This is a genomic window from Micromonospora chalcea, assembly GCF_002926165.1.
GTDB classification, from domain to species: Bacteria; Actinomycetota; Actinomycetes; order Mycobacteriales; family Micromonosporaceae; genus Micromonospora; species Micromonospora chalcea.
In genome coordinates, this window is record NZ_MAGP01000143.1 from 132,291 (window position 1) to 143,766 (window position 11,476).

The window sequence follows — 11,476 nt, forward strand, 5'->3', positions numbered from 1 at the left end:
CAGGCCGTTCCCGCGGCGTACGCCGGAAGACGCCCGCTGCCGTCACTGCCACCAGCGCACCCTAGCCGAGCGGCCACGTGGCGCGTGGACCCTCGCACGTGCCGATCTGAACCCGATTGACATGTGGGGTGGTCGGCGGGGGAGAGTCGGGCATGCGCTTTCAGGTGTCCACACCGCCCGCCGTTCCCGCCGGTACGTTGGCCGGCGGCCCGCAACCGACGTTGCCCGCCGAGGGCGGCCTGGTCCTGCGCCCCTGGGCGGACGGGGACGCGCCGACCGTCCTGGCCGCGTACCAGGATCCGGAGATCCGCCGCTGGCACACCCGCCGGCCCGCGTCGCCGGAGCAGGTCCTCCAGTGGTTCGCCCACTCCCGTCGATCGTGGCAGGAGGAGACGGGCGCGAGCTGGGCGGTGACCCGGGGCGACGAGGTGGTGGGGCGCATGACGTTGGGCGGCGTCAACCTCGACGACGGCGAGGCCGCGTGCGCGTACTGGGTGGTTCCGGCCGCCCGCGGCACCGGCGTGGCCTCCGGCGCGCTGCGGGCGCTGAGCGCGTGGGCGCTCGCGGACGGCCGGCTGCACCGGCTCTGGCTGGACCACTCCACCGGCAACGTCGCGTCGTGCCGGGTGGCGGTCAAGGCCGGGTTCCGGCTGGAGGGCACCAAGCGCAGCGCGGCCGTGCACGACGACGGACGGCACGACATGCACCTGCACGCCCGCGTACGCGGGGACGACTGACCGGGTCACGACTGCGCGGCGGCCACCTCCCGGATGCGCCGCAGCGCCTCCTCCCGCTCCATCCCGGTCGCCTGGAGGATGTCGCTCGCGGCGGTCCGGACCTGCCCCACGATCACCGTGCCGGACAGCCCGGTCCCGGCCAGCTCCGCGCGCGTCGCCGCCGCCACCGCGCTCAGCGCGTGCCGGCGGGCGTCCTCCGGACCCTGGTCCGCGAGAACCTCCTCCTGTACGGCGTGCACCGCCGCGCCGAGCGCCTCCACGGCGTCCGGCAGGCTCTCCGGGATCGGCTCCCCGTCCTCGATCAGCACCACGGCCCGCCGCGCCAGCACCCGGGTGTTCCAGACCGCCTGGTCCACGTCCGGCGCGCCGAGCTGGTAATGCTGAACGGATTGCCGCCTCGGCCACCGGGCCGGGGCGAGGTCGACGGTTTCCTTCGCGCCGCCGAAGACGTCCCAGAACCGGCCCAGGTCCGTGCCGATCGCCTGCGACCGGCTCAGCGCCCGGTCGGCCAGTTCGTGATCGCGTCGCCGTAGGGCGGTGGCGGTCGCCGCGAGCTGGTCGGCGAGCTGCCGCAACGTCGGCGCGGCCACCCGCCGCATGACCCGCAGCGGGTTGATCGGCACCAGCAGCAGCGTCACCACCAGGCCCACGCCGCCGCCGATCAGCGCGTCCACGAAGCGGGGGAACTCCAGCGTGTGCCGGGACGAGGAGAGCGCGCCGAGCAGCACCGCCGTACCGCTGGCGTTGCCCACGATCCCGCCCCGCGTACTCAAGGCCAGCGCGACCAGGACGGACGCCGCGACGATCACGCCGGTCTGCCACACCCCGGCGCCGACGGCACCGATCAGCAGGTCCGACACGATGATGCCGAGCGTCACCCCGGCGAGCAGCTCGACGGTGTTGGAGAGGCGCCGTCCGAACGACGAGGTGATCACCGCGACCGCGGCCGCCGGGGCGAAGATCGGGCTCGGCATGCCGGTGATCCAGCGCGCGACGGCCCAGGCCAGCGCCGCCGCCAGACCGGCCTGCACGGCGAGTACGGACTTGACCCGCAGCTGCTGCATCCGGTCCCGCCCGGCGGCCCGGCCGCGCTCGTTCACGCGCTCCCACGCCTCGTCGAACCGTTCCGCGTCCAGGCCGGCGCGCCGCGACGACCCCCGCCGGCCGCCGCGCCCCTCCCACTGCCCGGTCACCGCCGGCGGCTACCCGCAAAAACCGCCGCCAATCCCGGCGTCCGCCGAGGTCAGCCGCCCGGTTCGAGGTACGCGGCCAGGTGCGCCAGCGAGGACGCGATGCCCTCCTCGTGCACCGCCTGGTCGATGCCCGGTGGTACGCCGGTGGCCGTGACCGTCACCTCGGTGCCGTCGCCGGCCGCTGCGAGGTGCCAGGTCATGGTCATGGTGCCCGCGTACGCCGGGTCGTCGGCCTGGAACACGGCGGTCTGCACGACCCGGCGCGCCGGTACGAGTTCGGCGAACCCGACGTCGACCACGTCGGTGGCGTCCGACGTCTTGCCCGGGCTGCCCGCCGGATCGAGATAGGTGAGCACCATCCGGAACCCGCCCCCGGGCCGAGGATCCCACCGCTCGATCCGCCCGCGCATCCCGTCCGGCGGCAACCAAGCCTCCAGGGCCGCCCGATCCACGAGCGCCCCGTACACCGCTGCCGGCGCGGCCCCGATCGTCCTGCTGCCCCGATCGACCCTGCTCACCCCCCAACCCTAGGCGCCTCCCACCGCTCGCCGGTCCCGCCCGACGCCGATCTTGGAGTTGTGGCGGTTGACAAATGTCACCGAGTAGGGCGATTCAGGCGCCACAACTCCAAGATCGGCGGGGAAGCGGGGGCGGGGCGCGCCGGGTACGCTGCCGCGAATGCCGGTACTACCGCACCCCGACGCCCCTGACGACTCGCTGCTGTTCGATGCCGACGACGTGCCGCTGGCCCGGATGCGGCTGCGGGACGACGACGGCACGCGGGTCGCGGCCGGCGTGAGGCCGCTGGCCGGGGCGCCGCTCACCCGGCTCGTCGCGCAGGTGCGGCGTGACCTCGCCGGGCATCGGCTGGAGACGCCGGACGAGGCGCTGGCGGCGGCGCTGGTGGCCGACGGGCTGAAGCTGAGCCGGGCCGCCACGGACATGCGGCACGACCTGACCGACGTGCCGGAACCGGTGGCGCTGCCGGACGGCTGGTCGCTCGGCGCCCCCGGCTGGGACGACGAACTCGCCGAGGGACTGGACGCGGCGTACGGCCCGGACCACCCGGACGGCCGCTGGCAGCCCAGCGACACCGAACAGGTGCGGGCGATGTTCGACACCGGCGAACCGGTGCCGCCGCTGGTGCCCGCCTCGGCCCGGCTGATCGACCCGGACGGCCGCAGCGCCGGGCACGTGCTGTGCGCCGGACCGGTGCCGTGGACCGACGACGACTGCGTCTGGATCCTCAACCTCGGTGTCGCGCCCCGGGCGCAGCGGCGCGGATTCGGGCGGGCGCTGCTCGTCCACGCGCTGCGCGGCGCGCGGGAGACGGGACTGCCGTCCGTCGGCCTGTCGGTGGTCGACGGCAACCCGGCCCGCCGCATGTACGACGCGGCCGGTTTCCGCGTCCTCACCCGGGTGCTCACCGTCCGGATCCCCGACGCGTAGCCCGCCGGGGAACCTTCAGGCGCCGGTGAGCAGGGGACGGTGCTCGGACCAGAGCCAGCGCAGGTAGTCGCGTAGCCGTTCCGGGGTGGCGATCCACCCCTGGCCGGGATAGCGGAGCAACCGGCTGACCTCGCCGGCCACCAGGTCGTACCCGGCCGCGCCGGTCTCCGGCACCGGGGCGTCCGGTGCGACAGCCACTGGTAGCGGGACCATCGGGATCCGCAGGCCGGCGTCGTCGCAGGCCCGCAGCACGGTGAGGTAGACCCGGACCAGGTGGTACGGCGAGACGACGAGCGCGACGCTGCCGATGCCCAGCGCCCGTACCTGCTCCACGACCCAGGTGGCCTGCCGGCCGGTGCCGGTGACCGGCTCGGCCTGGAGCACGACCCCGTCGACCCGGCGCAGACCGAGTCCGCGCAGCCGGTCCAGTGTGAGCGGGCGGTACGTCCGCTCGGCCGAGTCGGTGTTCGCCACCAGCAGGTGCCGCAGCGCCGGGCCGGTCTCCCAAGCGCGGATCGCGTCGGTGAGACGCCAGTCCTCGCCCTGGCCGGTGGCCACCACCAGCGCGTCCACCCGCTCGGCGGCGCGGTGGGGGAGCGTGAGGACCATCGTGACCGCCTCCAGCACCGCCAGGAGCCGGTCGGCGGGGACGTCCGCGAACGCCTCCGGCCCCACGAGCCGTGGCAGCGGGCGGGACACACTCGTCACGCCCGCGATCTTGCCACCATCGGTTCGACGGCGGGTGAGAGAGTGGCATGGTGCGGGTGGGGATCCTCGGGCCGCTTGAGGTCCGCGACGGCGACCGGCCGCTCGACGTCGCCGGGGCGCGGCTGCGGGCGCTGCTGATCCGCCTCGCCCTGGATCCGGGCCGGCCGGTGAGCGTGCCCGCGCTGGCCGAGGCGCTCTGGGGCGACGAGCCGCCGACCGATACCCCGAACGCGGTGCAGACGCTCGTGTCCCGGCTGCGCCGGGCGGTGCCCGGGCTCGGGGTACGCAGCAGCCCCGCGGGCTACCGGCTCGACCTGGACCCGGACGACGTGGACGCGGGGCGGTTCGAGCGGCTGACCCGGCAGGGGCGGGCGGCGCTTCGCGACGGGGACCCGGCGACGGCGCGGACGATGTTGCGCGACGCGCTCGCGCTGTGGCGGGGGCCGGCGCTGGCCGAGGTCACCGACGCGCCGTACGCGGCGGCAGCGGTGGCGCGGCTGGCGGAACTGCGGCTCACCGCGCAGGAGGACCGGATCGAGGCGGAGCTGCGCGCCGGGCGGCCGGAACTGCTGGTCGCCGAGCTGGAGGAGCTGACCGCCGCGCATCCGCTGCGGGAGCGGCTGGCCGAACTGCACCTGCGTACGCTCGCCGCCGCCGGGCGGCCCGCCGAGGCGCTCGCCGCGTACGAGCGGATCCGGCAGCGGCTCGCCGACGAGCTGGGCGTCGACCCGTCGCCGCAGTTGCGGGCCGCGCACCTGGAGCTGCTGCGCGGCGAGGCGGCCCCGCCGCAGCCGACGGCCGTGACGCGGGGCAACCTGCGGGCCGCGCTCACCACCTTCGTCGGGCGCGACGAGGACCTGCGCCGGCTCACCGGGCTGCTCGCCGGCAACCGGCTGGTCACCCTGCTCGGGCCGGGCGGAGCCGGCAAGACGCGGCTGGCGAGCGTGGCGGCGGGCCGGCTCGCCGACGGCGTACCCGGCGGGGCGTGGCTGGTCGAGCTGGCACCGATCACCGACCCGGCGGACGTGCCACGGGCCGTGCTCGACACGCTCGGGCGGCGGGACCGGAAGCTGGAACCGGTACGCCAGCCGGCCCGCGACACGCTCGGCCGCCTGGTGGACACGATCGCCACCGACGAGACGCTGATCGTGCTGGACAACTGCGAACACGTCGTCGAGGCCGCCGCCCGGCTCGCCGAGGACCTGCTCGGCCACTGTCCGGGGCTGCGCGTGCTGGCCACGTCCCGGGAGCCGCTCGGCATCGTCGGCGAGGTGCTGGAACCCGTACCCCCGTTGCGGCTGCCACCGGCGGACGCGACGCCGGGCGACGCGCTCGCGTACCCGTCGGTGCAGTTGCTGCGCGACCGGGCCGCCGCCGTGCGGCCCGGGTTCGCGGTGACCGGCGAGAACGTGGCGGCGGTGGTGGAGATCTGCCGGCGGCTCGACGGCCTGCCGCTGGCCATCGAACTCGCGGCGGCGCGCCTGCGGACGCTGTCACCGCGGCAGGTCGCGGCCGGTCTGGACGACCGGTTCCGGCTGCTGACCGGCGGCAGCCGCACCGCGCTGCCCCGGCACCGCACGCTGCGGGCGGTGGTGGACTGGAGCTGGGGGCTGCTCACCGACGACGAGCGGCAGCTCGCCGAACGGCTCACGGTCTTCCCGGCGTCGGTCACCGCCGACTCGGCGGCCGGCGTCGCCGGCCCGGCCGCCGCCGCGCTGCTCGACGCGCTCGTGGACAAGTCGCTGCTCCAGGTGGTCGGCGATGGGCGGTTCCGGATGCTGGAGACCATCCGGGAGTACGGGCTGGAACGGCTCGCCGCCGCCGGGGCGTCGGCCGGGGCGCGCGCCGCGCACGCGGCGTACTTCCGGGAGCTGGTCCGGACCGCGGAGCCGCACCTGCGCACGGCCGGTCAGCTGCCGTGGCTGCGGCTGCTGGAGGCGGAACGGGAGAACATCGTCGGCGCGCTGCACTACGCCTGCGACGCCGGTGACGCCGACACCGCGCTGCGCATCGGCGCGGGGCTGGCGTTGCCGCTGGTGATCTGGGGCGACGGCGGCATCGGCGGTGACGTGCTGGCCCGCGCGCTGGCGCTGCCCGGCCCGGCCCCGGCGGAGGAGCGGGCGGTGGTGCTCGCCATCCGCATCGGTTCGGAGCTGGCAGGCGGCGAGCGGGGGCCGACGCCGGAGCAGATCGCCGAGCTGACCACGACCCTGCGGGCGGTGGAGGGGACCAAGCATCCGATCGTGGGGCTGCTCGCGCCGATGCTGTCGATCTTCGACGACGACACGGCGGCCGGGATCGCGGCGATCGACCGTGCGCGCGGGCATCCCGACCCGTGGACCGACGGCACGCTGCTGGGGGTACGCGGCAAGTTCAAGGAGAACGACGGCGACGCCGACGGCATGCTGCGTGACCTGACCGACGCCGCCGCGGAGCTGCGCGCGGTCGGCGAGCGGATGAGCCTGTCGCACGTGCTCAGCGAGTACGCCGACGCGCTCACCAAACGCGGCGACTTCGAGGCGGCGACCGCGGCGCTGGAGGAGTCGGTGCGGCTGGCCCGGGAACTCAACCCGGCCTCCGAGCCCGGCTTCCAGCTGATCTGGCTCGCCGCGATCCGCGCCCGCTCCGGCGACGTGGCCGGCGCCAAGGCCGAACTGCGCCGGTTCGTGACCGACCGGAACGGCCGGGACGCGGCGTTCGGGCTGATGATGCTCGGCAGCATCGCCCGCTCCGAGGGGTCGCTGGACGAGGCGCAGGAGTGCCTCGCCGAGGCGACGCGCCGCCAGGCCGAGACACCGTTGGCCGCCCCGCAGTTCCGCGCCCTGCTGCTGACCGAGACGGGCCATCTGGCGCTGGCCCGCGGTGACCTGCCGGGTGCGCGTCGCTGTCTCGACGAGGCGACCACGCGGGCCCTCGCCGCCCGGGACATGCCGGTGGTCGCGATCGTCACGGTCGGCTGGGTCGCGTTGGCGGTGGCCGAGGGCCGGTACGAGCGCGCGGCCGAACTGCTCGGCGTCTCCGACTCGCTGCGCGGGCGGCCGGACCGCTCCAATCCCGACGCGCAGCGGCTCGCCGAGCGGCTGCGCGCCGAGCTGGGCGAGGACGGATACGCCGCCGCGTACGCCCGGGGTCACGGCCGCAGCCGGGCCGACGCCCTCGCGTTCGTGGGCGGCGACCCGGCTGGGATGAGGCGCCCTCAGGCGCGGCGGCGGTAGGCGCGGACGGCGAGCGGCGCGAACACCGCGATGATCGCCACGGTCCAGAGCAGCGACCGGGTCACCGGCCCGGCCACCGGGCCGCCGATCATCAGACCCCGGGCCGCCTCCATCACGTCGGCCACCGGGTTGACCCCGACCCACCACTGCAACCAGCCGGGCAGCGTGTCCGTCGGCACCATCATGTTGGTGCCGAAGGTCAGCGGGAACAGCAGCAGGAACGCCGTGCCCTGCACCGCGCCCGGGCTGCGCATCAGCACCCCGAGCAGCACGCCGATCCAGCTGACCGCGAACGCGAACGCGATGGTCAGCAGGCAGGCGGCGAGCGCGGACAGCGGATCGGTGCCGATCCGGAAGCCGAGCGCGTAGCCGAACCCCAGCAGCACCGCGATGGAGACCACGAACCGGACCAGGTCGCCGACCACCGAGCCGACGAGCGGCGCGGACCGGGCGATCGGCAGGCTGCGGAACCTGTCGAAGACGCCCTTCTCGACGTCGGTGTTGAGGCTGACGCCGGTCGCGATGGACGCGAACAGCACGGTCTGCACCATGATCGCGGGCAGCAGGAACTGCAGGTACTCGTGCTGCGAGCCGGCGACCGCGCCGCCGAGCAGGTAGACGAAGATCAGCACGAAGACGACCGGCTGGAGCGTGACGTCGAGCAGTTGTTCCGGGGTCCGGATCGTCTTGACCAGGCTGCGGCCGGCCAGCGCGAGACTGTGCCGGACCAGCCCGAACGGACGGGCGGAGGCGCGGGGCGTGCCGGTCCGGGGCGGCGGCGTCGCCGTACGGGTCGTCGTGGTCATGCCGCCACCTCCGCCTGCTCCTCGGCGCCGTGGCCGGTCAACGTGAAGAACACCTCGTCGAGGCTGGGCAGCCGCAACGCCAGCTCGACCACTCCGATGCCGGCGTCGTCGAGCCGGCGGACCACAGCGGTGAACGGGGTGTCGTCGTCCACCGGCACGGTGAGCACGCCCGGCCGGGGCAGCTCGGGATCGGCCCCGGTGGCGGCGCGCAGGATCTCGGCGACCGCGCCGATCCGGCCCGGATCGGTCGGCCGGACCACGATCGTCTGGCTGCCCGCGATCCGCTTCAGCTCGCCCGGCGTACCGTGCGCGATCACCCGCCCGTGGTCGATCACCGAGATCTCGTCGGCGAGCGCGTCGGCCTCGTCCAGGTACTGCGTGGTCAGCAGCACCGTCGACCCGTCGTCGACGAGCGAGCGGACCACCCCCCACATCTCCTCCCGCTTCGCCGGGTCCAGCCCGGTCGTCGGCTCGTCCAGGTAGATCACCTCCGGCCGGCCGACCAGGCTCGCCGCCAGGTCCAGGCGGCGGCGCATGCCACCGGAGTACGTCTTGGCCGGGCGTCCGGCCGCGTCGGTCAGGCCGAACCAGGCGAGCAGCTCCGCCGCCCGCGCCCGCGCCTCGTGGCGGCTCAGGTCGAGCAGCCGGCCGATCAGCACCAGGTTCTGGGTGCCGGTCAGGTCCTCGTCCACCGAGGCGTACTGGCCGGTCAGCCCGATCAGCCGCCGTACCCGGGCGGCGTCGGTGACCACGTCGTAGCCGCCGACAGTCGCGCGCCCCCCGTCCGGGCGCAACAGCGTGGCGAGGATCCGTACCGCAGTGGTCTTGCCGGCGCCGTTGGGCCCCAGCACCCCCAGCACGGTCCCCCGGCGTGCGGCGAGGTCGATCCCGGCCAGCGCGGTCGTCGTACCGAACCGCTTGACCAGGCCCTCCGCTTCGAATGCGTAACTCATGACGCCGACGATGGCCGGGGCCGCTGGCACCGGGCGCACACGCCGCGCACACCGCCGTGTGCGCGGCGGCGAAATCGAGTACGCGTGCTCATTCGCCCGCCCCGCCGGCCGGGCAGGATCGAAGGCGTGACGACGAGACGTACGCTGCTCGGCGGTCTGTTCCTGGCGCTGGCCACGGCCGGCGCGTGGGTGGCCTGGCTGAGCTGGGAGTCCGGCTGGACCGTGGACCCGCAGACCGGCGACATGAGCGGGCCGTACGCGGTCTGGCAGGTCGCCGCCGCGGTGCTGACCCTGGGCGCGCTGGCCGCCGTCGCCGGCTGGTGGCTGAACATCTGGCTGGTGGCGACAGTGATGACAGTGGCGTTCACCGTGCCGTGGGCGGTGCACGCCGCCTCGACCGACGACACCGGCCTGTGGGCGGTCGGGGCGGCGCTCGTGGCGATCGGCACCACCATCGGAACGACGCTTGTCGGCGGCGCCGCCGGGTGGCTGCGCCGCCGGACCGGGTGACCGCAGTCGTCAGTCGCGGTTCAGGCGTTCGGCGTACGCGTCGCGCAGGTCCGCCCAGCCGAAGTCCTTCGCCTCCGCGCCCCGGATCGGGCCGACCGGGTCGCCGTCGAGCAGATGCGCGGCGACGTCGAGGCAGACGTGCCAGCCGGCGGCAGTCATCGCGGCGAGGTCGGGACCGCCGACCCGGTGCCGCAGCGTGAGCGTGGTGCCGTCGCCGTTGGCGGCCAGCTCCCAGCGCAGCAGGTCGTCGCCCCAGGTGTACTCCAGCAGGTGCGGCCGGTCGGCGCGCAGCACCCGGGCCGGCGCCGGGTAGCTCTGGTCGCCGTCGACGGCGCTGAGTACGGCGTCGCCGGGGCGGCCCAGGTCACGGTCGGCCAGGAACGGCGCCCACTCGGCGAGCCGATCCGGGTCGGTGAGCGCGGCCCACACGGTTTCCGGCGGGTGCCGCAGGTCGCGGACGAAGACCAGTTCGTTTTCGGGTGTCAGCTTGACCCGGGCGAGTGGGCCGGGGCGGAACGTGGCGCGGTCCATCTGTCACTCCTGACTGTCGAGATGGCGTTCCAGGGCGTCGAGATGCGTGGTCCACATCGACCGGTACGGCTCGAGCCAGTCGTCGACTGCTCGTAGCGGCGCGGTGTCGACCCGGTAGATCCGCCGCTGCGCGGCAGTACGGCAGGTGACCAGTCCGGCGTCGCGGAGCACGCGCAGGTGCTTGGAGACGGCCGGCTGGCTCATGCCCAGCGCGTCCACCAGCTCGCCGACGCTGCTCTCGGTCCGGCGCAGCCGGTCCAGGATGCGGCGCCGGGAGGGCTCGGCCAGCACGGCGAAGGCGTCGACTGTCACACCTCGCAATATGCCCCGCTGGTTATATGCCTGTCAAGGAATGCTGGGTCGTCGTGCCCGGCCCCGCCGGGCTCCATATGCTCGGGGCATGGAACTGCGGATCTTCACCGAACCCCAGCAGGGCGCCACGTACGACCAGCTCCTCGCCGTGGCCCGGCGCGCGGAGGAGACCGGCTTCGCCGCGTTCTTCCGCTCCGACCACTACCTGAAGATGGGCTCGGTGAGCGGTGACCCCGGCCCGACCGACGCCTGGACCACGCTCGCCGGGCTGGCCCGCGACACCACCCGGATCCGGCTCGGCACGCTGATGACCGCCGCCACGTTCCGGCTCCCCGGCCCGCTGGCGATCACGGTGGCGCAGGTCGACCAGATGAGCGGCGGCCGGGTCGAGCTGGGCATCGGCACCGGCTGGTACGCCGAGGAACACACCGCGTACGGCATCCCGTTCCCGCCGCTGGGGGAGCGGTTCGACCGGCTGGAGGAGCAGCTCGCGGTGATCACCGGGCTCTGGTCCACCCCGGCGGGCTCCACGTTCGACTTCCCCGGCACGTACTACCCGGTCAGCGACTCGCCGGCGCTGCCCAAGCCGGTGCAGAGCCCTCGCCCGCCGATCCTGCTCGGCGGCATGGGACCGAAGCGCACGCCCCGCCTGGCCGCCCGGTACGCCGACGAGTTCAACCTGCCGTTCGTCTCGGTCGAGGACACCGTCACGCAGTTCCAGCGGGTACGCGACGCCTGCGCCGAGATCGACCGCGATCCGTCCACAATGGCCTGGTCCAACGCGCTCGTGCTGTGCTGCGGCCGCAACGAGGCCGAGGTGAAGCGGCGCGCCGAGGCGATCGGTCGTGACCCGGACGAGTTGCGCGCCAACGGCGCCGCCGGCACGCCTGCCGAGGTGGTCGAGACGCTCGGCCGGTACTCCGAGGCGGGCAGCTCCCGGGCCATCTGCTCCTCGATCGTCTCGCGGCGGCGCCCCCACCGGCCGACCCTGCTCCCCACTCAGGTACGGAGCGACGGCGCGGACGGATCACCTCCGGTGGCGAATTTCTCGGCCGGTTTTTC

At 74.8% G+C, this 11,476-nt stretch carries 12 protein-coding genes; 5 read left to right on the top strand and 7 right to left on the bottom strand.

The window, feature by feature from the left end:
- Nucleotides 1-152 precede the first annotated feature (152 nt).
- Nucleotides 153-737, top strand: coding sequence for a GNAT family N-acetyltransferase (locus BAW75_RS24625; protein ID WP_104115010.1), 585 nt, complete (start codon nt 153-155; stop codon nt 735-737).
- A gap of 5 nt (nt 738-742) precedes the next feature.
- Here the strand turns inward: BAW75_RS24625 and BAW75_RS24630 are convergent, their stop codons facing one another.
- Both BAW75_RS24630 and BAW75_RS24635 read right to left on the bottom strand, forming a co-directional pair.
- Nucleotides 743-1,930 carry an FUSC family protein gene (locus BAW75_RS24630; protein ID WP_104115009.1) on the bottom strand — a complete coding sequence of 396 codons (1,188 nt, stop codon included), beginning with the start codon at nt 1,928-1,930 and terminating at the stop codon, nt 743-745.
- Nucleotides 1,931-1,980: 50 nt separating this feature from the next.
- Nucleotides 1,981-2,448 (bottom strand): SRPBCC family protein, encoded by a 468-nt coding sequence (locus BAW75_RS24635; RefSeq protein ID WP_043329119.1) that lies wholly within the window; start codon nt 2,446-2,448, stop codon nt 1,981-1,983.
- Between the two features lie 160 nt (nt 2,449-2,608).
- On the opposite strand from BAW75_RS24635, the gene BAW75_RS24640 reads away from it, so the two are divergent.
- On the top strand, nt 2,609-3,379 hold the full coding sequence (locus BAW75_RS24640) for a GNAT family N-acetyltransferase (protein WP_104115008.1): 771 nt from the start codon (nt 2,609-2,611) through the stop codon (nt 3,377-3,379).
- A 15-nt stretch (nt 3,380-3,394) separates the two neighbouring features.
- Here BAW75_RS24640 and BAW75_RS24645 read toward each other — a convergent pair whose 3' ends face one another.
- The gene (locus BAW75_RS24645) at nt 3,395-4,087 is read right to left on the bottom strand and encodes a hypothetical protein (protein WP_402928414.1); all 693 of its coding nucleotides are present in this window, start codon (nt 4,085-4,087) and stop codon (nt 3,395-3,397) included.
- A 47-nt stretch (nt 4,088-4,134) separates the two neighbouring features.
- On the opposite strand from BAW75_RS24645, the gene BAW75_RS24650 reads away from it, so the two are divergent.
- The gene (locus BAW75_RS24650; RefSeq protein ID WP_104115006.1) at nt 4,135-7,302 is read left to right on the top strand and encodes an AfsR/SARP family transcriptional regulator; all 3,168 of its coding nucleotides are present in this window, start codon (nt 4,135-4,137) and stop codon (nt 7,300-7,302) included.
- Here BAW75_RS24650 and BAW75_RS24655 read toward each other — a convergent pair.
- Together BAW75_RS24655 and BAW75_RS24660 are read right to left on the bottom strand one after the other, a co-directional pair.
- Nucleotides 7,284-8,108 carry an ABC transporter permease gene (locus BAW75_RS24655; protein WP_064448199.1) on the bottom strand — a complete coding sequence of 275 codons (825 nt, stop codon included), beginning with the start codon at nt 8,106-8,108 and terminating at the stop codon, nt 7,284-7,286. The genes BAW75_RS24650 and BAW75_RS24655 overlap by 19 nt on opposite strands.
- Nucleotides 8,105-9,061, bottom strand: a complete 957-nt coding sequence (locus tag BAW75_RS24660; protein ID WP_069089112.1) for an ATP-binding cassette domain-containing protein — start codon at nt 9,059-9,061, stop codon at nt 8,105-8,107. Before BAW75_RS24660 ends, BAW75_RS24655 begins: the two co-directional genes overlap by 4 nt.
- Before the next feature lie 126 nt (nt 9,062-9,187).
- Between BAW75_RS24660 and BAW75_RS24665 the strand changes: the two genes are divergently transcribed.
- Nucleotides 9,188-9,571: a hypothetical protein gene (locus tag BAW75_RS24665; protein WP_043329122.1), complete on the top strand. Its 384-nt coding sequence runs from the start codon at nt 9,188-9,190 to the stop codon at nt 9,569-9,571.
- Between the two features lie 9 nt (nt 9,572-9,580).
- On the opposite strand, the gene BAW75_RS24670 is transcribed toward BAW75_RS24665, so the two are convergent.
- Together BAW75_RS24670 and BAW75_RS24675 are read right to left on the bottom strand one after the other, a co-directional pair.
- Nucleotides 9,581-10,102 (bottom strand): SRPBCC family protein, encoded by a 522-nt coding sequence (locus BAW75_RS24670; RefSeq protein ID WP_104115005.1) that lies wholly within the window; start codon nt 10,100-10,102, stop codon nt 9,581-9,583.
- Between the two features lie 3 nt (nt 10,103-10,105).
- Nucleotides 10,106-10,414: an ArsR/SmtB family transcription factor gene (locus tag BAW75_RS24675; protein WP_104115004.1), complete on the bottom strand. Its 309-nt coding sequence runs from the start codon at nt 10,412-10,414 to the stop codon at nt 10,106-10,108.
- Between the two features lie 88 nt (nt 10,415-10,502).
- On the opposite strand from BAW75_RS24675, the gene BAW75_RS24680 reads away from it, so the two are divergent.
- The coding region (locus BAW75_RS24680) for an LLM class F420-dependent oxidoreductase (protein WP_244206247.1) at nt 10,503-11,476 on the top strand (974 nt) is incomplete at its 3' end.

Bases quoted from the DNA above. Each gene is read 5' to 3' on its own strand.
- BAW75_RS24625 (WP_104115010.1), top strand. From the start codon at position 153: ATGCGCTTTCAGGTGTCCACACCGCCCGCCGTTCCCGCCGGTACGTTG.
- BAW75_RS24640 (WP_104115008.1), top strand. From the start codon at position 2,609: ATGCCGGTACTACCGCACCCCGACGCCCCTGACGACTCGCTGCTGTTC.
- BAW75_RS24650 (WP_104115006.1), top strand. From the start codon at position 4,135: ATGGTGCGGGTGGGGATCCTCGGGCCGCTTGAGGTCCGCGACGGCGAC.
- BAW75_RS24655 (WP_064448199.1), bottom strand. From the start codon at position 8,108: ATGACCACGACGACCCGTACGGCGACGCCGCCGCCCCGGACCGGCACG.
- BAW75_RS24660 (WP_069089112.1), bottom strand. From the start codon at position 9,061: ATGAGTTACGCATTCGAAGCGGAGGGCCTGGTCAAGCGGTTCGGTACG.
- BAW75_RS24670 (WP_104115005.1), bottom strand. From the start codon at position 10,102: ATGGACCGCGCCACGTTCCGCCCCGGCCCACTCGCCCGGGTCAAGCTG.